16 protein-coding genes, 1 tRNA gene and 1 pseudogene are annotated in these 22,922 nt (G+C 59.2%); 5 read left to right on the top strand and 13 right to left on the bottom strand.

From position 1 onward, the window contains the following. From AC1DSG_RS07920 to fdnG, 8 genes are all read right to left on the bottom strand, one after another. Entirely contained in the window at positions 1-1,080 is a 1,080-nt protein-coding gene (locus tag AC1DSG_RS07920) for an AI-2E family transporter (RefSeq protein WP_477790382.1), read from the bottom strand. 162 nt (positions 1,081-1,242) lie between these two features. Next, a tRNA-Sec gene (locus tag AC1DSG_RS07915) sits at positions 1,243-1,338 on the bottom strand. Positions 1,339-1,344: 6 nt separating this feature from the next. Next, positions 1,345-3,252, bottom strand: a complete 1,908-nt coding sequence (gene selB, locus AC1DSG_RS07910; protein ID WP_477790390.1) for a selenocysteine-specific translation elongation factor — start codon at positions 3,250-3,252, stop codon at positions 1,345-1,347. Further along, positions 3,249-4,670 carry an L-seryl-tRNA(Sec) selenium transferase gene (selA, locus tag AC1DSG_RS07905; RefSeq protein WP_477790381.1) on the bottom strand — a complete coding sequence of 474 codons (1,422 nt, stop codon included), beginning with the start codon at positions 4,668-4,670 and terminating at the stop codon, positions 3,249-3,251. Before selA ends, selB begins: the two co-directional genes overlap by 4 nt. A 48-nt stretch (positions 4,671-4,718) precedes the next feature. Further along, complete coding sequence (gene fdhE / locus AC1DSG_RS07900; RefSeq protein WP_477790380.1) at positions 4,719-5,645, bottom strand: formate dehydrogenase accessory protein FdhE; 927 nt, start codon at positions 5,643-5,645, stop codon at positions 4,719-4,721. 4 nt (positions 5,646-5,649) lie between these two features. After that, positions 5,650-6,303 carry a formate dehydrogenase subunit gamma gene (locus tag AC1DSG_RS07895; RefSeq protein ID WP_477790379.1) on the bottom strand — a complete coding sequence of 218 codons (654 nt, stop codon included), beginning with the start codon at positions 6,301-6,303 and terminating at the stop codon, positions 5,650-5,652. Next, entirely contained in the window at positions 6,300-7,235 is a 936-nt protein-coding gene (gene fdxH, locus AC1DSG_RS07890; RefSeq protein ID WP_477790378.1) for a formate dehydrogenase subunit beta, read from the bottom strand. The genes AC1DSG_RS07895 and fdxH overlap by 4 nt, the downstream gene beginning before the upstream one ends. Continuing rightward, on the bottom strand, positions 7,236-10,301 hold the full coding sequence (fdnG, locus tag AC1DSG_RS07885; RefSeq protein ID WP_477790377.1) for a formate dehydrogenase-N subunit alpha: 3,066 nt from the start codon (positions 10,299-10,301) through the stop codon (positions 7,236-7,238). Between the two features lie 346 nt (positions 10,302-10,647). Between fdnG and AC1DSG_RS07880 the strand changes: the two genes are divergently transcribed. The 4 genes from AC1DSG_RS07880 (at position 10,648) to AC1DSG_RS07865 (ending at position 14,700) form a co-directional block, all read left to right on the top strand. Further along, a complete protein-coding gene (locus tag AC1DSG_RS07880) occupies positions 10,648-11,802 on the top strand; it encodes a MalY/PatB family protein (protein ID WP_477790376.1) in 1,155 nt (384 codons plus the stop codon). A gap of 378 nt (positions 11,803-12,180) precedes the next feature. Continuing rightward, the gene (locus tag AC1DSG_RS07875; protein WP_477790375.1) at positions 12,181-13,518 is read left to right on the top strand and encodes a cation:proton antiporter; all 1,338 of its coding nucleotides are present in this window, start codon (positions 12,181-12,183) and stop codon (positions 13,516-13,518) included. Positions 13,519-13,638: 120 nt separating this feature from the next. Next, a complete protein-coding gene (locus AC1DSG_RS07870; RefSeq protein ID WP_477790374.1) occupies positions 13,639-14,079 on the top strand; it encodes a hypothetical protein in 441 nt (146 codons plus the stop codon). Between the two features lie 144 nt (positions 14,080-14,223). Beyond that, positions 14,224-14,700: a hemerythrin domain-containing protein gene (locus tag AC1DSG_RS07865; RefSeq protein WP_477790373.1), complete on the top strand. Its 477-nt coding sequence runs from the start codon at positions 14,224-14,226 to the stop codon at positions 14,698-14,700. A gap of 77 nt (positions 14,701-14,777) precedes the next feature. On the opposite strand, the gene AC1DSG_RS07860 is transcribed toward AC1DSG_RS07865, so the two are convergent. The 4 genes from AC1DSG_RS07860 to AC1DSG_RS07845 form a co-directional block, all read right to left on the bottom strand. Continuing rightward, complete coding sequence (locus AC1DSG_RS07860; RefSeq protein WP_477790372.1) at positions 14,778-16,700, bottom strand: hybrid sensor histidine kinase/response regulator; 1,923 nt, start codon at positions 16,698-16,700, stop codon at positions 14,778-14,780. A 74-nt stretch (positions 16,701-16,774) separates the two neighbouring features. Continuing rightward, complete coding sequence (locus AC1DSG_RS07855) at positions 16,775-17,674, bottom strand: zeta toxin family protein (protein ID WP_477790371.1); 900 nt, start codon at positions 17,672-17,674, stop codon at positions 16,775-16,777. A gap of 128 nt (positions 17,675-17,802) precedes the next feature. Further along, on the bottom strand, positions 17,803-20,082 hold the full coding sequence (locus AC1DSG_RS07850) for an ATP-dependent DNA helicase (protein ID WP_477790370.1): 2,280 nt from the start codon (positions 20,080-20,082) through the stop codon (positions 17,803-17,805). Next, positions 20,079-21,746 carry a VRR-NUC domain-containing protein gene (locus AC1DSG_RS07845; RefSeq protein WP_477790369.1) on the bottom strand — a complete coding sequence of 556 codons (1,668 nt, stop codon included), beginning with the start codon at positions 21,744-21,746 and terminating at the stop codon, positions 20,079-20,081. The genes AC1DSG_RS07850 and AC1DSG_RS07845 overlap by 4 nt, the downstream gene beginning before the upstream one ends. 171 nt (positions 21,747-21,917) lie before the next feature. On the opposite strand from AC1DSG_RS07845, the gene AC1DSG_RS07840 reads away from it, so the two are divergent. Next, entirely contained in the window at positions 21,918-22,142 is a 225-nt protein-coding gene (locus tag AC1DSG_RS07840; RefSeq protein ID WP_477790368.1) for a YgdI/YgdR family lipoprotein, read from the top strand. Positions 22,143-22,274: 132 nt separating this feature from the next. Here AC1DSG_RS07840 and AC1DSG_RS07835 read toward each other — a convergent pair. Further along, positions 22,275-22,910: pseudogene (locus tag AC1DSG_RS07835) on the bottom strand (extracellular solute-binding protein); the annotation flags it as partial. Positions 22,911-22,922 lie beyond the last annotated feature (12 nt).

Here is a 22,922-nt window from a genome sequence, read left to right as displayed (position 1 = left end):
TTACACTTCCTCCGGCTTATCCTGAACCCACTGCCAGAACAATTGGTAGCCCACCGCAAGCACCACCGGCCCTATGAACAAGCCCAGGATGCCGCTCGTGACCATGCCGCCCAGCGCGCCGATCAACACGACCGGCATCGGCACATCCACACCTCGTCCCAGCAACAGCGGTTTGAGCACGTTATCCACCAGACCGGCAACGAACACAAACACCGAGAAGATAATGGTCCTGGTGTTGGGCCCTTCGGTGCCCAGCACATAGATGATCACCGGCAGCGTGATCAGCGTGGCCGGTAACTGCATGATGCCGAGCAGCAATACAAAGATGGCAAGAATGCCCGCGCCCGGGATGCCTTTGAGCACGAAGCCTATTCCCACTAGCAACATTTGAATGAAGGCGATGCCGACCACGCCGAGCGCAACGGCGCGGATGGTTGCAGTGCACAGTTCGGCGATTTTCGGGCCCTTTTCAGGGCCGCTGATGCGTGAGGCGATATCGACTGCGCAGCGGCTGCCGGCCTCACCATGCGCCATGAAAATACCGGCGATGATCAAGGCAACAATGAACATCAGCAAACCCGCGCCGACGCCGGCAATTTTGGTCAACAAGCCCACACTGACGCCTTTTATTTGCGGCAAGTACTTCGCTATCAGGTCCGGAAGATCGGTTGAAGCCTGCAGCCAGACTGACGAGATAGGTTTACCCACGACCGGCCACGTGGCGACTGTGTCAGGCGGCGGCGGGATGACGAAGGTACCTTCCTTCACCAGGTCGATGACTTGCCCGACCGACGAAGCAATCGAGGTGCCCAACAGATAGACCGGCACCACCAGAATAGCGATGGCAATCAGCACGATCGCGGTGGCAGCACGCCCTTCGCTGCGTCCGAACGAACCCATCAATCGCAGTTGCAACGGGTAGAGCGTGATTGCCAGGATCACCGACCACAGCATCAAATCGCGAAAGGGACGGAATATCTCGAAGCAGAACAGCACCAGTACAACAATCAACCCGGCACGTATCAGGACATCGAGCATGCTGCGTGTTAACGATTTCTCGGACAGCGGTGTGGGCACCATGGATGACTCCTTGCTTATGCAAAGCAGGTGGGGAAGCGGTAAGGCCAGCATAGACGGTGATTTACCAGTGCGACGTGATCTGTGTGCTCTGCATCGCAGCACTTCGAAAAAAAACCGAAAATGCAGCACATTGACTGACTTTCCACGCCTGAATCTACAAAATGGCGGAAGGCAGCCGGAGTCGAACCGGCCCGGGAACGGATGCCGTCCCCAACCGGGTTTGAAGCCCGGCCGCGCCACCGGGCGCGATTGCCTTCCTTGAATTCAGTCGTCTTTCTGTTGCGCCAAGGCACTGTCGAGACGGATCTGGCGCTTATCACCCAAGCGTCGGGTCAGGCCGATGCGGTCGAAGTACTCCAGAATCTGAATGCTGCGCTTGCGACCCAGACCGACCGCATCGCGAAACGCTGCGACTTGAATCACCGGGTTGTGCTCGGCCAGTTGCAAGAGCATAGCCGCCAATCGACGGAGCATCGCGTCGGTGTAGAACAGGTCCCGGACCACTTGATGCAGCAGCCCCAATCGCGCCATCTTGCGCAACAGCAGGCGTACGGTTGCCTCGTCATTTCCCAGTTTGCGCACCCATGGCGGATCGAACCCGGCCTGTTCGAACAGCGGTTGTATGCGCAGCCACAGCGCTTCGTCCTCTTCGCTCAAGCGCACTTGATGACCGGGTAAATGCAGCCAGGGCCCGTTAGCGGCGATGGCGCCGCTGGCTAGCAGTTCGTCGAGCAGGCGGATGAAAGTCGGGCGTTCCAGCGGCGTGGCGGCGAAGCGACGCAGGCGATCGCGGTCCGGGCCCATTTGATCCGGCTCCAGTTGATGAAAGCGTGCGAGCTGTTCCAGCAAGGGAGCTTTCAGCGCCTCCCAGCGCGGCGCGCTAAACAACAACGGACCCTGGCGGGTCTCGATCAAGCGCACGTCATCGGGCAATGCCCAGGTCGCGCGTGGACGGTTGAACTGTCGCTCCAGTTGCCGTGGATCGAGACCGATTTCGCTGTTGGCCAACAACGCAGGCAAGAGTTCTTCCAGCGAATGACGGGTGGCGAGGGCCTGTAGCTGTGCCAGGCGTTCGGGGCTGCGCCGGTGTCGGGTCGGGGCGAATGGATCGAGCACCCGGCCACCGCCGAGGGTCCGTTGCGCGCTCTGATCCCGCAGGATCAAAGGATCGTCCTTGACCGCCTGCACCGGCGCATTGAGCAGGATTTGCGCGAACATCCGTCCACCCGGCGCCAGGCTTGCGCCTTCCAGCAACGCCACCCGCCCCGTCACGTCCTGAGTGCCGAGGTGGACATGCACCGGTTGAAAGTGTTCGAAGGCTTTGGCTTCGCTGGCCAGCAAACGCAGGTCAATGTCCAGTCGCTGGGTCGGGGCGTACATCCACTCGGCCAGCAGCCATTGGCCACGGTGAATATGCTCCAGCGCCAAACGCTCGGCACTCAGGTTCAATGCGACGCGTTGACCGGCTAACGCGGTGTCTGCGGCTTGATTTTGCGCGTGTAACCCTCGCACACGAACAGGTTTGCCCTGCGGACTGAGCACCAGCGTGTCACCTACCGTCACTTGCCCGGACAATGCCGTGCCGGTCACCACAATACCGGCGCCAGCCACGCTGAAAGCCCGATCAATTGCCAGACGAAAGCCACCGTTCGTATTGCGTTGAAGCACATCGCGCTGAGCGACGAGCAACGCCTGGCGCAATGCCTCAACGCCCTCGCCCGTCACGCTTGATAGCGCAATCTGCCGCGCATTGGCATACGGCCCGGGCGCCAGCAGCGTTGTCATCTGTTCATGGACGGCTTGCACCCGGGCCGCATCGACGCGGTCGCACTTAGTGATCGCCACCAGCGCCCAAGGAATGCCCAGCAGTTCAACAATCGCCAGATGTTCGCGGGTTTGCGGCATGACGCCGTCGTCCGCCGCGACCACCAGCAACACCAGATCGATGCCCTGCGCCCCAGCCAACATGTTATGGGTGAACCGCTCATGACCGGGCACGTCGATGAACCCGGTCAACTCGGCGCCTGGTTCCAGCGCCGCATACAGGTAGCCGAGGTCGATGGTCATGCCTCGTTCGCGTTCTTCGCGGCGACGATCGCCGGATTGGCCCGTCAGCGCCTGAAGCAACGAGGTCTTGCCGTGATCGATGTGCCCTGCGGTGCCGACGATCACCCCGGCACCTTCAGTTGATCGAGTTGCGCCAGCCACGCGGCTTCATCGTCCAGTTGGCGCAGGTCCAGCCACAGTGCGTCATCGTCGATGCGGCCCAGTACCGGGATGGCCAACAGACGGAACGCGGCTTCCAGACCCAACAACTGCCGCCCGCGCAGACGTTTGGTCACCTTCGGCCGCAGGCATAACGCGGCACTGGGCAAGCGTGCCACGGGTTGGCTGCCGCTGCCGATCATGCCCAGTGCCGGCAGCGCACTGACGCTCCAGCCGTCACCTAATGCGTGCGCCAGCGAAGCTTGCAGCCGTTCGGCCTGGGCGAGGATATCGGCCTGCGGGCGAGTCAGCAGGCGCAAGCTCGGCAGCCGTTCGGCCAGGCGCTCGGGATCACGGTACAAACCCAGCACCGCCTCGAGCGCAGCCAAGGTCAGTTTGTCGACCCGCAGCGCGCGTTTGAGCGGGTTTTTCTTGATCTTCGCGATCAAGTCCTTGCGCCCGACAATCAACCCGGCCTGCGGGCCACCCAACAATTTGTCGCCACTGAAGGTGACGATGTCYGCGCCGTCGAGCAGCGCCTGGCGCACCGTCGGCTCGGCCGGCAGACCCCAACGGGTCAAGTCCAGCAGGCTACCGCTGCCGAGATCTTCAAGCAATGGCAACCCATGTTGGTGCGCCAACTGCGCCAGTTCGGCGGTGGGCACCCGTGCGGTGAACCCTTCAATACTGTAATTGCTCGCATGCACACGCATCACCAGACCGCTGCGCGGGCCGATGGCGGCTTCGTAATCACGGGCATGGGTGCGGTTGGTGGTGCCGACCTCATGCAGCCGGACCCCGGCCCGGGCCATGATGTCGGGAATGCGGAACGCGCCACCGATTTCAATCAGTTCGCCCCGGGAAATAATCCCTTCCTTGCGCGCGCCCAGGCTATTGAGCGTCAGCAACACGGCCGCCGCGTTGTTGTTGACCACCGTCACCGCTTCGGCACCGGTCAGTTCGCGGATCAGGCCTTCGATCAGGTCATCACGGTCGCCACGCTTGCCGCTGTGCAGATCAAATTCGAGATTGAGCGGATAACGCGCGGCCATTTGCACCGCTTCGATGGCGACATCCGGAAGCAACGCCCGCCCGAGGTTGGTGTGCAGCACGGTGCCGGTCAGGTTGAACACCCGCCGCACGTGGCTTTGATGATGTCGGGCCAGACGCTCCCCCGCCCGCCCCGCCAATACCTGTGGGCTGATTTCCACGGCACTGAGTTGCCCGGTCAAAACCGGTTCGCGCAAGTCATCGAGCAATTGCCGCAGGCTCGCCAGCAGCGACTCCCGGCCATAGCGCTCGGCCAGTGGTTCGCAGGCAGAATGGCGCAGCAAACTGTCGATGGAAGGCAGCCGCAAGGTTTGGCTGGCGGAGGTTGAAGACATCAGGCGCTCCTGGAAACGATTGACCGTCGCGCCTGAGTGTAGATGCGTTCAGTCGCCCCCGGGTGCCAGCAGCAGATTGGGCGCCGGACGCAGGTAGCCCTCCTGTTCCAGGCGCATGTCGAGCATCAGGCTGGCCAAGTCCGCTGACAGCGCTTCGGCCTCGGCGTCGTTTTCCAGGTACAGCAGTTTCAGGTAACCGCGACAGCCGGGACAGGTTTCGGCGCGCAACGGAGCTTGATTGGCGGCGTGACGGTCATCCTCCTGGCTGAAGTATTCCAGGCCTTTGCTTTGTTCGCAGTACACGCATTTGACACGCACCACATGCCATTCGCAGGCACACAACGAGCACACCAGATAACGCAAACCGTTGTGTTTGCCCCGTTGTCGAATCACGCCAGCCATTGCCGGCGAACCGCAGGCCGGGCATTGGCTGAGACTGTCACCGGATTTCAGCGCCAGATCCGGCGTGCTCAGCAACCAATGACTCCAGGCCGCTTGCAAGGCGGCACCGAGAAACGGCACCAGCGCCGCTGGCAACAGCGTGAACTGGCCACTGACCAACGCCACTGCCCAGGCTTTGCGTTGTCCGGTGTCGGAATGGCGCAGCGTCGCCAGGGCTTGTTCTACGGCGGGTTGCGGCGGTGCCTGGTAACGTTGCAACAAGGCGTCGAGGTACGGCAACCAATGCCCCTCGCGCACCAACGTGTCGGCGGCAAGCGGTGGCAGGCCATGCTCCTGGCAGACTTTGATCCGCTCGGGATCGGGCAAGATGGTGACGGGCGGATCGTCCATCAGACTTTGCTGCACATGACACAGGCCAGCCACCAGGCGCAGGTAATCGGCCAACGCATGCCCCTCGGCCAGGCGCTCCAGCCGCAATGCGCGCAAAGTGAACAGGTTGTGTGGCGGCGGATACAAAAACGGCGGTGAGGTCGCCGCCGCTTCAATCTCTCCAGGCTCAAGAATCGTCGGCAAGTGCTTATCCTTTTTTGCTGATCGGCCGGTCGGGGTGTTCGTCGCGGGTCACTTCGCGGTACCAGAGTTCGTGGTGTTTTTTCGCCCAGGGGCGGCTGACCCAGCCATGCACCATGGCGCTGACCGAACCCTTGATCCAGATCCCGGCGTAGATGTGCACGATGATGCTCAACACCAGAACAAACCCGGCCAACGCATGCAGCAGCATCGACCAGCGAATCGCGGTGATGCCAAAAAAAGCGCTGAAATACGCGCGCCAGATCACCAGTCCACTGAACAGCAGCACCAGCATACAGACCAGCAAGGTCCAGAACAGCAGCTTCTGCCCGGCGTTGTACTTGCCAACGGGGGGCACGCCCTCCTCCTCGTTCTTGATCACCCGGCCAACGCGCTTTAGCCACAACCGATCATTGGTGATAAAGAAATTCGCTCGCCAGAAGCGCAACACTAATCCAAGGAACAGCACGAACATCACCACGCCCATGAACGGATGCAGGATACGTGTCCACGGGCCACCGCCAAACAGATTGCTAAGCCAGAACAACGCCGGATGAAACAGCGCCAACCCGGAGAGTGCAGCCATAAAAAACAGGATCGCCACCAGCCAGTGATTGGTGCGCTGGCCGGTGGTGTAGCGCAGGATGGTTTTGTTGCTCATGGCCTGTCCTCCCGCCGCGGATCATAGGTATGAACCGAGGGGTCAACCTCATGCACAGCCGGGTCCTTGCCTGGGGGATTTTCGTCCTCTTCGACCACCTGCGGCCCGATGCGCACGTAATGGAAGAACCCGGCCACCACCGCCAGGCCCATGGCCAACAGGCCTAACGGTTTGCTCACGCCTTTCCACAACCCCACCAGCGGACTGATCGCAGGCGCGTCAGGCAGGCCGGCGTACAACGACGGTTCATCGGCATGGTGCAGCACATACATCACGTGCGTGCCGCCCACACCCGCGGGGTCATAGAGACCGGCATGCTCGAAGCCGCGACTCTTGAGGTCGACAATGCGTTCGGCGGCGTGTTCTTTCATGTCTTCTTTGGTACCGAACACGATCGCCCCGGTCGGGCAGGTTTTCACGCAGGCCGGCTCCAGCCCGTATTCGACCCGATCCGAACACAAGGTACATTTGTAGGCCTTGTGATCTTTTTGCGAGATCCGGGGAATGTTGAACGGGCAGCCGGTGATGCAGTAGCCGCAACCGATGCAGTGGTCCTGATTGAAATCGACAATGCCATTGGCGAGCTTGATGATCGCCCCCGGGCTCGGGCATGCCGCCAGGCAACCGGGTTCGGCGCAATGCATGCAGCCGTCCTTACGAATCAGCCATTCGAGGTTACCGGCAGGGTTTTCATACTCGGTGAAGCGCATCAGTGTCCAGGTTTCTGCGCTCAGGTCTTGTGGGTTGGTGTAGGTGCCACGGTTGAAGCCGATTTCGTCACGCAGATCATTCCATTCCTCGCAGGCGACCTGGCAGGCCTTGCAGCCGATGCATTTGGTGGTGTCGATCAGCTTGGCCACTTCCTCCTCGATGCGCACCGAAGGCGACGGGGTCGTGGTGGCCGAGCGGGCAATGATGTCTTGGCTGGCCATTTAGATTTTCTCCACGTTGACCAAAAATGACTTGGATTCCGGGGTCTGCGTGTTGCCATCGCCGAGGAACGGCACCAGGGTGTTGGTCAGGTAACCGTGGCGCGTGAGTCCGGTAAACCCCCAGTGCAACGGGATACCGATCTGGTGCACCACCTGATTGTTGACCTGCAACGGACGAATCCGCTTGGTCACCACCGCCACCGCTTCAATGTGCCCACGCTTGCAGCTGACACGCACGCGATCGCCAGCGACGATGCCTTTCTCCTTCGCCAGCACCTCGCCGATTTCGACGAACTGCTGCGGTTGAGTGATCGCGTTGAGCTTGCAGTGCTTGGTCCAGAAGTGGAAATGCTCGGTCAAGCGGTAGCTGGTGCCCGCGTACGGGTAATCCTTGGCCACGCCGAGGGAATCCCACACCGAATCAAAGATTCGCGCCGCCGGGTTGCTGGTGGCTTTTTTGTTGTTCGGGTGCAGCGGATTGATGCCGATAGGCGTCTCGAATGGCTCGTAATGTTCGGGGAACGGGCCTTCGTTCATCTTGTCGACGGCGAAGAACCGCGCCACGCCTTCGGGATTCATGATGAACGGATTCATCCCCGCTTCCGGCGGCACGTCGACCTTGTAGTCGGGCACATCAGTGCCGCCCCAGACCTTGCCGTTCCACCACACCAGGCGTTTTTTCGGATCCCACGGGTTACCTTTCAGGTCGGCAGACGCGCGGTTGTAGAGAATCCGTCGGTTCGCCGGCCAGGCCCAGGCCCAACCCAGTTGTTGGTGCATGCCCCACGGATCGCTGTTGTCGCGACGGGCCATCTGGTTACCGGTCTCGGTCCAGCTGCCGCAGAAAATCCAGCAGCCGGATGCGGTGCTGCCGTCATCCTTGAGCTGACTGAACGCGGCCAGTTGCGCATTGCCCTTGATCGGCGCGCCCGTGGCGTCGGTGAAGTCCGTGGTGGCGTAGCCGTTGATTTCCTTGGCCAGCTCTTCCGGCGAGGGTTCATGGGCGATCTTGTACGGCCACGACAGTTTGAGGAGCGGATCGGGATAAGCGCCACCCTGCGCCTGATAGCGCTGACGCAAACGCAGAAACAGCTCAGCCATGATCCGAATGTCGGTGTGCGCTTCACCCGGGCCGTCGGCGCCTTTCCAGTGCCATTGCAGCCAGCGGCTGCTGTTGACCAGCGAGCCGTCTTCCTCGGCAAAACAGGTGGTGGGCAGGCGAATCACTTCGGTCTGAATATCGGCGCTTTTCACATCGTTGTACGGGCCGAAATTGCGCCAGAACTCTGAAGTTTCGGTGGCCAGCGGGTCCATCACCACCAGCCATTTGAGTTTGGCCAGYGCCACCATCACCCGGTTCTTGTCGGGCAACGCCGCGATGGGATTGAAGCCCTGGCACATGTAGCCGTTGACCTTGCCCTGGCCCATCAGGTCGAACACCTTGAGGATGTCGTACTGGGGGATATCCAGCTTCGGCAGGTAGTCATACGCCCAGTTGTTCTCGACGGTGGCATTGGCGCCATACCAGGCTTTCATCAGGCTGACGTGAAATTTGCCGTAGTTCTGCCAGTAGGACAACTGCCCGGGGCGCAACGGTTTTTGCGTGCGTTTGGTGATGTACGCGGCGTAGTCCTGCTCGGCGTCGCCCGGCAATGAGAGGTAACCGGGCAACGAGTTGGACAGCAACCCGAGGTCAGTCAGACCCTGGATATTGGAGTGACCGCGCAAGGCATTCACGCCGCCTCCCGGCATACCGACGTTGCCCAGCAGCAATTGCACCATCGCCGCGCTACGGATGATCTGCGCGCCGATCGAGTGCTGAGTCCAGCCCAACGCATACAGGATGGTCATGGTCTTGCCCGGTACCGAGCACGTGGCGATCTCATCCCAGATTTTTTGCATGGCATCGACGGGCATGCCGCAAATCTGGCTCGCCAGGTCAATGTTGTAGCGGCTGTAATGCTGCTTCATCAATTGAAAGACGCACCGTGGATCCTGCAGGGTCGGGTCGACTTTGACAAAGCCGTCTTCACCGAGCTCATAACCCCAGCCGGACTTATCGGTGTAGCTGCGCTTGGCAGCGTCATAACCGCTGAAAATCCCGTCCTCGAAGCCATACCCGGCTTTGACGATGAACGACACGTCGGTGTAGTTGTGCACGTACTCGTGCTGGATTTTGTCCTTGGTCAGCAAGTAATTGATCAGCCCGCCCATGAATGCGATGTCAGTGCCGGTGCGTATCGGCGCGTAATAGTCAGCCACCGAGGCGGTGCGGGTAAATCGCGGGTCGACCACGATCAGTCGCGCGTTGTTGTGCGCCTTGGCTTCCGTCACCCATTTGAAACCGCAGGGGTGCGCTTCTGCTGCGTTGCCGCCCATCACCAGAACCAGATTCGCGTTGGCGATATCGGTCCAGGTATTGGTCATGGCACCACGGCCGTACGTCGGGGCAAGACTTGCCACCGTCGGGCCGTGTCAGACACGCGCCTGGTTATCAAACCCCAACATGCCGAGACTGCGAATGACCTTGTGGGTGATGTAGCCCGCTTCGTTGGAGGCCGCCGATGCCGCTAGGAACCCGGTGGTCAGCCAGCGGTTCACCGTTTGGCCCTGGGCGTTCTTCTCGATGAAGTTGGCGTCGCGGTCGGCCTTCATCAAGTCGGCAACGCGATCCATCGCTTCATCCCAGGAGATGCGCGTCCACTCGCTACTGCCGGGCTTGCGCACCTGCGGGTATTGCAGGCGATCGGGGCTGTGAATGAAATCCAGCAGGCCCGCGCCTTTGGGGCAAAGGGTGCCACGGTTGACCGGGTGGTCGGCGTCACCTTCGATATGGATGATGTTTTGCGCGACATTCTTGGCTGTATCGCCCAGGCTGTACATGATCAAGCCGCAACCGACCGAGCAATACGGGCAGGTGTTGCGGGTTTCATGGGTGGCGGCAAGCTTGAAGTGGCGCACCTGCTCGGCGAAGGCCAGCGTGGGGGCCATGCCCAACGCGCCCAGGCTCGAGCCTGCAAGGCCGATACCAGCGACCTTGAAGAACTGACGACGGCTGAGGTCCATCGTGCACTCCTGATCAGGTGGAAATCCGGGGCTTGGCCGGACTTTCTATGCAATCACGGTGGCGGCAGACGGGCTGCCGACACTTGAAACTCTAGTCAACGCAGGCGTGCCCCGTGTGAAAACCGACCGTCGGACGTTTGCACGTATCTGCATCAATCGGCACGGTCATTGRAGGAGCTGGCTTGCCAGCGAAGACGGAATGTCAATCAACATAGATGTTGAATGTCAAACCGCTTTCGCTGGCAAGCCAGCTCCTACAGGGGCAGCCATCGCCAGCAGGCTCGCTCCCACAGGGATTGGCGATTATCATGGCCGGCATCTCCCACCCGCTGTAACGAGACCGCGCATGACTTTCGATTTTGATCAGGTGTTCGACCGCCATAACACCGGTAGCACCAAATGGAGCCGCTACCCGGCCGACGTGCTGCCGATGTGGGTGGCCGACATGGATTTTGCTGCGCCGCCGATGATCATCCAGGCCCTGCAAAAGCGCCTGGAACACCCGATGGTCGGCTACAGCGTGGCCCCGGATGACTTGCGCAACGCTATCGTGGCCGACCTCTGGAACAAATACGCCTGGCGCATCGAGCCGCAAGAGCTGATTTTTCTGCCAGGGGTCGAGTCGGGCTTCAACATGGCGCTGAAGGCGCTGGTCCAGCCGCAACAGAATGTCGTGGTGCAGGTGCCCAACTATCCACCACTGCGCCACGCGCCCGGCCATTGGGGCCTGAACAAGGTCGAGCTGAATTTCGATGAGCAGGCTGACGGCACCTACACCACACCGCTCGCCAGCCTCAGCCAGTCGCTGCAAGGTGGCGGAGCGCTGTTGCTGAGCAATCCGCACAACCCGCTGGGCAAAGCCTTCCCGCGAGAAGAACTGCAAGCGATTGCCGACATCTGCCTGGAACAGGGCGCCTGGATTATCTCGGATGAGATCCACGCCGAATTGTGCTTCGACGGGCGCAAGCATATTCCGATGGCAACGCTCAGCCCGGAAATCGCCCGGCACACGATCACGCTGATGTCGGCGAGCAAGGCCTACAACATCGCCGGCCTGAAAACCTCGTTCATGATCATTCAGGACCGCGCCTTGCGCGAGAAGGTCAACCACGCCCGGTGCGGCATGGTCGACAGCGTCAACCCACTGGGCCTGCTAGCTACCCGCGTCGCCTACAGCGAAGCCGGGCCATGGCTGGCGGAACTGAGCGCCTACCTGCAAAGCAACCGCGATTACCTGGTCGACGCCGTCCGCACTCGCCTGCCGGGCGTTACCATGAACGTCCCGCAAAGCACCTACCTGGCATGGCTCGATTGCTCGGCGCTGGGGCTGGACAACCCGCAGCAGTTCTTCCTGGAAGAAGCCAAGGTCGGATTGAGCCCGGGCCTGGATTTCGGCGATGACACCGGGCAATTCGTGCGCCTGAATTTCGGCTGCCCACGTGCGTTGCTTGAAGAAGGCATTGCGCGGATGGAGCGCAGCTTGAGTAATCGCAAGGCCTGATCTGCCCTCTATCCCTCTGCAGAACCCTTGTGGGAGCGAGCCTGCTCGCGAAAGCGGTGTCCCAGTCGACATTGATGTTGGCTGATACGCAGCCTTCCCGAGCAGGCTCGCTCCCACATGGGGATTTGTGTGTGACCCATCGCCAAATGTGGCGAGCAACTTTGTAAAGATTCTGGCCGGTTGAAGGGCAAGATCGCCCTGACCACCGGATTGAACCTGCTGACGCTTTCGGCACTCAATCGATCTGTTGGTGACTATTCTGGTGTAGATGATTCCAGGGTGGCTCAACGTCCTGTCGCCTGAATACGCGACGGTCGCTTGATTGCCAGAGTCCTCGCATCAGCCCCTGCATCGCACACCTGCCCGGCGGGTCAAGACATGAGCTTCATTCTTTGGGTGGCGGTGCTGGGTGCCGTGCTGCTGACGCTGGCGCTGACATCGTCATATCTGCGCTGGATGCCGGTAACCACATCGGCGGTGTGCCTGGTGCTGGGCGCTGCCATTGGGCCGGGCGCACTGGGCTTGTTGAAGCTGAACACCAACGACGCCGCTGACTGGATGGAGCACCTGACGGAAGTCGCGGTGCTCTTTTCGTTGTTTGTCTGCGGGCTGAAATTACGTTTGCCGCTCAAGGACAAGAGGTGGCGTATCGCCTTCGGACTGGCCGGGCCGGTCATGGTCTTGACCATTGGCGGCGTTTGTTTGCTGTTGCACTACGGCTTCGGCGTGTCGTGGGGCGCCTCTGTCTTGATCGGCTCGATTCTCGCGCCCACCGACCCGGTGTTGGCGGCCCTGGTGCAAGTCAATGATGCGCGGGACGACGACAGTGTGCGTTTCRGTCTGTCAGGCGAGGCCGGGCTCAACGATGGCATCGCGTTTCCCTTCGTGATTCTCGGCTTACTCTTGTTGCAACACGACGGCGATCCCGGCTGGGTCGGCGACTGGGTGCTTAAAAGTCTGCTCTGGGCCGTTCCCGCCGGTTTGCTGACGGGTTACTGGATGGGACGCGGCATCGGGCGYGTGACGTTGACGCTGCGTATCCATAACGATGACAGCACGCTGTCCCCGAATGATTACCTCGCCCTTGCCTTGATCGCCCTCGCCTATGTCGGGGCCGAATTCATTCATGCCTATGGATTTCTCTCGGTTTTCGCCGCTGGCCTCGGCTTGCGGCAGGCCGAGGTCAAGACCGCAGGCGAATCGCTGGAGCCTGCCGAACACCTTGTTCAGCCAGTGGTGGGTCATCAGAACGTCGAGCCACAACATGCCGTGCGTGGCAACACCGACCATCTGGAGGACGGCCAAGTCGCGGCGGGCATCATGATGAGTGACATGCTCGCCTTCGGCGGCCTCGTGGAGCGGGCCATGGAGGTGTTTCTGGTGACGCTGCTGGGCGTGGTGCTGATCGCCCACTGGGATTGGCGTGCCCTGCCCATCGGCGGTGTGCTGTTTTGCCTGATCCGGCCGCTGAGTGTGGCCGTCATGCCGTGGGGTCGCTTGCTGGACTGGCATCAGCGCGTATTGATTGGCTGGTTCGGCATTCGGGGAATCGRCAGTCTTTATTACCTGTTCTACGCCTTGAACCACGGGCTCGGTCAATCTGTGGCGACGCTGTGTACCGACCTGACGTTGTCGGTGGTTGCGTTGAGCATTCTGATTCACGGGATCACCACTCAACCCACTCTCGCCCGTTACGAACGTTTGAAAAAAAATTGAATTCCCCATTTCACCCGGCAGTCACATCTTTAGCCCCGCTTTGTTTGTGCATCGCGGGGTCCGACAGGTTCGGTTCCACTGTGGCAACGACGTCTATTCAAAGGGACCCCGAAAACAAAGGTGCTGGTCATGATGCAATATTCCCCCCCTGATCAAATCAAAGCCTGCCGGGCACTCGCCCTGGAACGTAACCGTCAAATGTTCGAAGAAGCCCAGGGCCTGAGCCGATGTGCTTTCGAGATGCTCGATGGCGGCAATCTGGATGTGGAGCTGTTTGATCGTTATCAAGCGCTGCGCCGCAAAGCTGATTTGAAATTTCAGGAAGCGATAGAGCATCTGCATTGCTCAACGAGGATTTTCCGCCGATTCCACTGTCCGTCAGCCCCTCACATCATTTGCGCCACCAGCTTGAACATCGAGCGTGAGCGTGAAAAAAGTAGCCCGGTGATTGCCGGGCTTCTTTTTGACTACAAGTTGACAATGTTTCAGAGTTGCTCGCACTGCACCGCGAACTGCATGAGACAACTGCCAGACTCATGCAGCCTGCATGAGCGCAGTTAGCCATCAATCTGTTTAACTGCTTGATTCGTATTGATAACTGATCCAGCCAAAAGACGGCACGACTCCTGCTCAATCCACTCAAGCGACTATCGGCCATTGAGACCGTTCGCGCTCACCCCCTGTGATGACTTGAGAGACTTGACCATGAATGCCATCGATCTGTTGAAAGCTGACCACGTACGTGTAAAAGACATCCTGAGCCAATTGAGCGAATCCACTGAACGCGGTGTTAAAAAACGCACAGAGTTGCTGGCCAAGCTTGAAATGGAAATCAGCATTCATACACGACTTGAGGAAGAAGTCCTGTATCCGGCTTACAAAAAGGCCGGTGGCAAGGAGCAGGACGTGATGTATTACGAAGCCAAGGAAGAGCACCGCACCGTAGACTCACTGGTGTTGCCAGACCTGAAAGTCACCGACCCTTCCACCCCCGAGTTTGCAGGCCGAGTCAAAGTGGTCAAGGAACTGTTGGAGCACCACATCGAGGAGGAAGAAACGGAGATGTTCCCTCAGGCGAAAAAGCTGCTGGGCAAAGCGACTCTCGAAGAATTGGGCGCGCAGATGGAAACGTTGAAGGCTCAGTACAAAAAAGAACTGAGCGACGGTAATCTCGCTGCCTGATCCTGAACAGTTACACAACGAAGGGCCCGGCGTTTGCCGGGCTTTTTGTAGTTCAGGCTCGCAAACATTCACTCGCATCACTTCATGGCCTGGGCAATGACCTCCACCAGATTGAGCTGGGTATAGGGTTTGGACAAGCGCGGGAGCATGGTGGCGAAACCTTCCAGGCGTTCTGCGTAACCGGTGGCAAGAATGATCGGCAGGTTGGGCTTCTTCAGCCGGATGGCCTGTGCCAATTGCGCGCCATTCATGTGCGGCATGGCCATGTCGGTGATCACCAGGTCGATGTGCTGCTCGCTCTCGAACAGTTCAAGCGCTTTCGCACCGGATATCGCCGGGATTACCCGGTGACCCAGATCCTCCAGCAACAACCCGGTACTGGTTAACACCAGGCTGTCGTCGTCCACCACAAGTACACACAACTGTGYCACTGGCGTTGATTGTTCTTCTTCGATGACGGGCCTGATATCTGACTCAGGAGTGGCGACCGGGATCCACAGTTCAGCGCTGGTGCCTTTGCCCTGGCGGCTCTTGAGTACGAACCGTCCACCCAATTGCTCAATGAAACCATGCACCATCGACAGCCCCAGGCCGGTGCCTTTCCCCACCCCTTTGGTGGTGAAAAACGGGTCCATCGCCGACCCGAGCGTTTCCTCATTCATCCCTTCGCCCGTATCGGTAACGCTCAGGCAAACATAAGAGCCTTCCTTCAGGGATAACGCTTTTTGATCGCCAGGCTCCGCTTTCCTGGCGGTGATGACGATTTCACCGCCATCGGGCATTGCATCCCGGGCATTGGTGACGAGGTTCAAAACGGCCAGTTCGAGCTGGTTGACGTCAGCCATGACCGGCTCAAGTTCTGCTGAAAAATGCGTTTCCAGGACCACAGAAGGCCCGAGGGAGCTGCGTAACAAACCACTGATACCTTCAATCAGCACGGGAATATCCACGGATTCGAATTTGAGCTCCTGGCGTCTGGCAAAGGCGAGCATGCGCTGAGTCAGAGACACTCCACGCAAGGCGCCTTGACGGGCATTGTCGACCAAACGGGTCAGCTTCGGATCTTCCCCTATCCGTTTGCGCACGATTTCCAGGTTGCCGAGGATCACCGTCAACAAATTGTTGAAGTCGTGGGCGATCCCGCCGCTGAGTTGGCCGATAGCCTGCATTTTCTGCGCCTGGAACAACGCCTCGCGAGTTCGCTCAAGGTCTTGCTGCGCCAGGGTCGCCTCGGTGATATCACGGGTAATCTTGGCAAATCCCAGCAACGTGCCGGTTTCGCCCCAGATCGGGTCTACCACGACGTGAGCAAAAAACCGTGTACCGTCCTTGCGCACGCGCCACGCCTTGTTTTCAAATCGCCCTTCCCGTGTGGCGGTCTCCAACGCCCGTTGTGGTTCGCCGGCTTCGCGGTCCTCCGGGGTATAAAACATGGAGAAGTGCTGGCCGATGACTTCTTCGGGTCGATACCCCTTGATGCGCTGGGCGCCCTGATTCCAGTTGGTCAGGCGTCCATCCGGGGCAAGCATATAAATGGCGTAGTCGGTGACGCTTTGAACCAACAGGCGAAACTGCTGTTCACTTTGCTTGAGGGTTTCCTCGGCCATTTTGCGGTCGGTGAGGTCGCGGGTGATCTTGGCAAACCCCAGCAACTTGCCGGTTGGGTCGAGAATCGGGTCGATCACCACATGCGACCAGAAATGCGTGCCGTCCTTGCGCACCCGCCAGCCTTCGCCTTCGAAACGTCCTTCATTGATCGCCGTGTCCAACGCGCGCTGGGGCAAACCGGCACGTCGATCCTCCTCGGTATAGAACTGCGAAAAGTGCTGACCGAGAATCTCCGCTTCCTCGTAGCCTTTGAAACGGCGGGCGCCAGCGTTCCAGCTGGTGATGATGCCGTCGGGATCGATCATGTAGATCGCATAATCCACCACAGCATCAATCAGCAGGCGAAAGCGCATCTCCTCGATGGAATTGCTTTTGGACGGCACATCACTCATCGATTACACCCGCGACTATCGTTTTGATGGAGTATGCGGTAAACCGTGAGTTTGAAAAGCCGTAAAACGCTTGTTTATCGGTACACGTATTTGGCGATGTAGGCATGCAGGTCGTTGTAGACGAAATCAGGCACCAACGTGGCGTGTGCCTGGGTTTTGAGTAGCGCCAAATGGCATGTCTTTACCATCTCGTCGCGCTCCCTCAGGGTGTAAACGTGGTTATTGATGATGCAAGCATAGGTGCTGCCGGCGGTCGGTGCCGTTGGAGGGGTTACCTCGGTCGCGTCTTTTGTATACGTCTTCTGGAAGCGCGAAACCCGCTCTTTCAACCCGCCGAGCCCGCGTTCATAGACCGTGATCTGTGAGCCGCTGACCGCTTTCGAGGCGGTTTCAAAGGCCAGGATGATCGCCTGCGCGTGACTCATGCTGGCATCCAGCGCCGATGAGGTGACAAACCGTTCGAGTTCCTGTTTTTTCAGGCTGCTGAGGGCTCTTTTGATGCTCGACACGTGAGCGAACGCTTGATTGCAGCCGACGATATGCGTCTCGAACTGATAACCGGCAGCGGTTGCCAAGGGTGGAAAGGCGGCGAAATCGAGGCTGTCGAACGCACACTCCATGATGATGTTGTATTTGAGGGTGAAGGCTTCGGTGAAGATCTTGGTGCTGACCTCGCGGACAAAGGCTTCCGTGTGCTCATAGGCATGCAGTACGCCGAGCTTGATCATTTCGGCGTACTGGGGGTGTTTTTGACGGTATTCGGGCAAGTAAAGACGGACAAAACTCTGATAACGCCCGGAAGGTAGAAGGCTGTTTTCCAGTAGATAGGTTTTACCTGAGCCTTGCAGCCCGGCAACGATCAGTATTTTGGGGATTGCCTGGGCAGTGATGCCGCGGAACAACGTCGCTTTGATTTCATTGAATGCGGCAGTGACCTGCTCCGGGGTGTAAGCGTAATTGGGTGCAACTGACATACCCTGATTTCCTTATCAAAGATTGGCTTGAAAGTGATTGCCTGCCCTTTGAATAAAGCGGTGATTCGCTGTTTGTTCAAATGGGCGTGTCTTTCAAGATATGTCACTGTTTTATAAAGTAAAAAAACCTACTCAATAACGCGAAAATGCGCTGGTTCAACCGACCACCAACGGGGCAATAACTGTTTAACCTTGCTGTCGCCAAACCGGTCATCGATGAGCATCACCACCCCCTGATCCTGCTGGGTACGGATCACGCGCCCGGCGGCCTGCACCACTTTTTGCACCCCTGGAAACAGGTAGGTGTAGTCATAACCGGCACCGAAAATGGCGGCCATGCGGTGTTTCAACTGTTCGTTGACCGGGTTGAGTTGCGCAAGACCCAATGTGGCGATGAACGCGCCAATCAACCGTGCGCCCGGCAAATCGATGCCTTCCCCAAACGCGCCGCCCAACACCGCAAAGCCGACGCCTTGGCTGTGTGCGGTGAACTGGTCGAGAAAGTCCTGACGTTGCGCTTCCCCCATTCCCCGGGACTGCGACCACAGCGTGATGTGCGGGTGACGCTCAGCCAGCAACTGCGCCACTTGCTGCAAATAATCGAAACTGCTGAAAAATGCCAGGTAGTTACCGGGGCGTTCGCCAAATTGCCGGGCGATCAGTTCGACAATCGGCTCAAGCGACGCCTGCCGGTGGACGAAGCGGGTCGAGATCTGGCTGACGATGTGGACTTGTAGCTGATCAGCATGAAACGGCGACTCGACATCAATCCACACCGTATTCGCCGGGGTGCCCAGCAGATCGGCGTAGTAATGCCGCGGGCTCAGCGTCGCCGAAAACAGCACGGTGCTGCGTGCGGCAGTCAGGCGCGGGCGGATGAAACCGGCTGGTACCACGTTGCGCAGGCACAGCTGTGACAGTTGGCGCGGGCGGTCGAGGTCGCGTTTGCTGATGTCGAACAGGAACTGTTCATCGAAGAGTTCGGCCACCCGACAGAATTGCAGCATCTCGAAGTAGAAACTTTGCAGCGAGCTGTCCAGGCCTTGCGGGTGATCGTTGAGGTAATCACCGATACTCGCGCTGCACGAAAACAAGGCTTGAAGGAGTTTTTCCGGTGGCCTGTCGTACGCCTGATACGCGCCGGACTGCGGGTTATGCAGGGCGTTCCATTCCCGATTGACTCGCTGCAAGGATTTTTTCAGCGGCTCAGGCGCGGTTTTGCGTACGCCGTTAAGGGTCGACTGATCGAGACTGGCGCTGTACATCTGCCGGCCGCGTTCCACCAGGTTGTGGGCCTCATCGACGAGTACCGCGACCGCCCAGTTATTGGCTTGGGCGAGCCCGAACAGCAGCGCACTGAAATCGAAGTAATAGTTATAGTCAGCGACCACCACGTCTGCCCAACGGGCCATTTCCTGGCTCAGGTAATAGGGGCACACCTCATGCGCCAGTGCCACCTCGCGCAAAGCGCTCTGATTCAGCAGACTCAGCTCGCTGGCGGCCTGACGAGCGGCGGGCAACCGATCATAGAAACCCCGTGCCAAAGGGCAGGATTCGCCGTGGCAGGCTTTGTCCGGGTGCTCGCAGGCCTTGTCCCGGGCGATCATCTCCAACACCCGAAGTGGTGGCGCATCGGCGCTTTGCAGGATCACCTGTGCAGCGTCCAGCGCGAGCTTTCGTCCCGGCGTTTTGGCGGTGAGAAAAAACACCTTGTCCAGTTTTTGCGGCGCCAGGGCCTTGAGCATCGGGAACAGCGTGCCCACGGTCTTGCCGATGCCGGTCGGCGCCTGCGCCATCAGGCAGCGCCCGGTGCTGACGGCTTTGAACACGGATTCGGCCAGATGCCGTTGCCCCGGACGAAACCCGGCATGGGGAAAGACCAATTGCTGCGCCTCTTGATTGCGTGCCTCACGATGGGCCATTTCCTGCTCGGCCCAGTGCAGAAACAACGCGCAATGCTGTTCGAAGAACGGTTGCAGTTGCTCAGCGCTGAACGCCTCGACCAGACAGGTTTCCTTTTCGCTGACGATGTCGAAATACACCAGCGCCAGGTTGATCTGCGCCAGCTCCAGTTTGCAACACATCAACCAGCCATAGATCTTCGCCTGTGCCCAATGCAGCTGTCGGTGGTTGGACGGTTGTTTGCTCAAGTCACCGCGATAGGTTTTGACTTCCTCCAGGCAGTTTTGCCCGGGATCATAGCCATCCGCCCTGCCCCTCACGTTCAAGGTTTTGTACACGCCTTCAAGGGCGACTTCACTTTGATAACCGTCGCTGCGCCGGGACGCGACCGTGCGGTGACCGACGATGCCTTCCAGCGCGGTCGGTGACGGTGTGAAACGCAGGTCCAGGTCGCCGACCTTGGCAGTGAATTCACACAGTGCCCGTACCGCAATGCTGTAGCTCAAGCGTCCTGCTCCACCCATTGCACGTAACAGACGGCAATGGGCATCTGATGCTCATGACAGAACTCCAGCCAACGCACCTGGTTGTCTTGTAGCCGGTCGCCGGGGCCTTTGACTTCGATCATGCGGTAGGTCTTGTGCTGCGGCCAGAACTGGATCAGGTCCGGCATGCCGGCGCGGTTGGCCTTGATGTCCAGCAACAGGCGGTTGAACCAGTGCTTGAGGTGTTCCGCCGGCAGGCAATCGAGCGCCTGATCCAGCAACGTTTCGCTCAGTACGCCCCAAAACACGAAGGGAGACTGCACGCCCCACTTGCCGGCATAACGCTCACGAATCGTCTGCCGGTAACGACCGTCATCGAGTTCGGCCAGGCACTCTTCGAACAGTTCGGCACGGCGCGTGCAAAAGTCTTCATGCAACAGATCGACCGGTCCACGCTGGAACGGGTGAAAAAACGCCCCCGGCAGCGGCGCGAAAATGGCTGGCCAGCACAACAACCCGAACAGCGAGTTGATCAGGCTGTTCTCCACGTAATGCACCGGTGCCTGTTCTTCCGCCAGGTGTGCCTGCACGTAATATTCCACCGACAGCGACAGATCGGTTCTGGGCAAATGAAGATCAAGACGTTGCATCGCCCGGGGAGCTRGCCGCTTCAGTGCCGGACCGCCGAGTTTGCGCCGAAGTCTGGGCAGCACGCGCAGCAAATGCTGATGCTCGGCGGCGCTTTCCGGCAATTGCTGGGCATGGACGGCCAAGTCCAGGGCGAGCTGATAGTCGCCACAGCGCTCCAGGACCCGAATCAGCCGCATGCGTGCGCCGGGGTAGGCACAGTCGCGATAAATCGTCAGCGCGCTGGCGAAGTCGGCAATACGCTCGCAGTGCTGACCGATCTGAAACAGAAACTTGCCGCGACGACGTTGCAGCCACGGATTGCCGAGTGTCAGCCCATTGATTTGCTCGACGATGGACGCCAGCGGTTCGCCTGCCTCGAAATGCTGCTGGCATTGGTACAGGAACAGGCAGGCGTCCACGTCCTCACGGTTGCGCAAGCCCCGGGATTCGGCGCTGAACTCAACTTTTTCATAGGTAAAAATGCCGAGGTCGGCCAGTACAAACTCCGACCAGTCCTGATACAGGTTGCCGAAGAACATCAGCCGAAACCGGTCACACAGGTCCATGACGGTCAGGGTGAACAGCCGGTCATTCAGTGYCGGGCACCATTGGGCAAAACGTTGTGCGTCGGGAAACTGTTCGCTTAGCAGGGGCAGCCAATCGCTCTTTTTACCCTTTGGCTGATCAATGACAGCGCCAAAGCAGTGGACAATCTCGGCCTTGAGCAGCACATCGAACAGTTCCTCGATGTGCAAGGGCGATACTTCATCGATCCAGCCTGCCGCCAGCAGCGGCTCGGCTGCGCTGGCGATGTTGCCGATCTCGACGTAATTCAGTTTGCCGGCCCTGAAATGCACACCCTTGCGCATCACCATTCTGACCAGCAGCGCCCGCGACTCCTTGGGTAGACGGGAGAAATCACGGATGAAGGCTTGTTCTTCTACACTTAATAGATCGGCATATCGATGTTCAAGCCAGTCAAGCACTTGCATGAAGTTGTTCAGGTAATAGAACGGATCGTCGAGGGGATTTGCAGTCACAGGGAAAAGCGCCATGGCAAGCGAGTACTGGTTATGCGTACAGATAACAGTTACCCGCAGTGCGATGCAAACGGAAAAGGATAAGCGGCGGCGATACTCGGTCATTTTAGGGCGGGCATCGAACGCTATGCTGATCGATGATACCAACCGGCATTGAGGTACTTTTCTACACTGTGAGAGGTGGATATGAACATCAAAACCCTGGGTTTGCCGCTGGCCACGGCAGCCTTGTTAGCCTTGACCGGCTGCTCGACGCCAACGGTCGTAACACTGCAAAACGGCACCCAGTATTTGACCACGGACATGCCGGATTTCAAGAGCAAGGACGGCTTCTACGAGTTCGAGGATATTTCAGGCAAGACGGTGAGGGTCAATGCCAAGGACGTGGCCACGGTTCGCCCCGAAGAGTGAAGATCGCGTTATCGTTCATCGCGGGCAAGTCGAATCGTCGCACCGCCGCTCCCACCCCGGATCTGCACCCTGTGGGAGCGGGATTGCTCGCGATGAGGCCCTTACCGGCGCCATATCTCTCAGGCAATCACGTCAGCTACCGGTCCGAATCTTGTTCCACACCCGCGTACGGACCCGGTCAATATTCAGCGGCATTGCCTCCAGCGCGAACAGCTTGCCCATCATCTCGGGGCTCGGATAAACCTTGGTGTCGTTCTTGATCGTCGGGTCGATCAGGCTGTCGGCCTGTTCGTTACCGTTGGCGTAGTGCACATGGTTGCTGACGCTGGCCATGACGTCCGGGCGCAGCAAGTAGTTCATGAAGGCGTAGCCGGCCTTTTCGTCCGGCGCGTCGGCGGGCATGGCGACCATATCGAACCAGATGGCGGCGCCTTCCTTGGGAATGGCGTAGCCGATATCGATGCCGTTATTGGCTTCCTTGGCGCGGTTTTCGGCTTGCAGGATGTCGCCGGAGAAACCGACCGCCACGCAGATGTCGCCGTTGGCCAGGTCGCTGGTGTACTTGGACGAATGGAAATAGCTGACATAGGGCCGGACTTTTAGCAGCAGCGCTTCGGCCTTTTTATAGTCTTCCGGGTTTTTACTGTGAGGCGCCAGGCCCAGGTAGTTCAGGGCGGCGGGCAAGAGTTCTGGGCCGTTGTCCAGGATGGCTACGCCGCATTTTTGCAGCTTTTCCATATTCTCGGGTTTGAAGATCAGATCCCAGGATCAGATCCCAGG

This window comes from Pseudomonas sp. P5_A12 (assembly GCF_056400685.1).
Note: the sequence above shows the minus strand (reverse complement) of the source record. Positions and strands in the feature narration are given on the sequence as shown.

What these genes read in the sequence shown, in the direction of transcription:
- AC1DSG_RS07920 (WP_477790382.1), bottom strand. Translation starts at nt 1,080, where the DNA reads ATGGTGCCCACACCGCTGTCCGAGAAATCGTTAACACGCAGCATGCTC.
- AC1DSG_RS07895 (WP_477790379.1), bottom strand. Translation starts at nt 6,303, where the DNA reads ATGAGCAACAAAACCATCCTGCGCTACACCACCGGCCAGCGCACCAAT.
- fdxH (WP_477790378.1), bottom strand. Translation starts at nt 7,235, where the DNA reads ATGGCCAGCCAAGACATCATTGCCCGCTCGGCCACCACGACCCCGTCG.
- AC1DSG_RS07880 (WP_477790376.1), top strand. Translation starts at nt 10,648, where the DNA reads ATGACTTTCGATTTTGATCAGGTGTTCGACCGCCATAACACCGGTAGC.
- AC1DSG_RS07865 (WP_477790373.1), top strand. Translation starts at nt 14,224, where the DNA reads ATGAATGCCATCGATCTGTTGAAAGCTGACCACGTACGTGTAAAAGAC.
- AC1DSG_RS07855 (WP_477790371.1), bottom strand. Translation starts at nt 17,674, where the DNA reads ATGTCAGTTGCACCCAATTACGCTTACACCCCGGAGCAGGTCACTGCC.
- AC1DSG_RS07840 (WP_477790368.1), top strand. Translation starts at nt 21,918, where the DNA reads ATGAACATCAAAACCCTGGGTTTGCCGCTGGCCACGGCAGCCTTGTTA.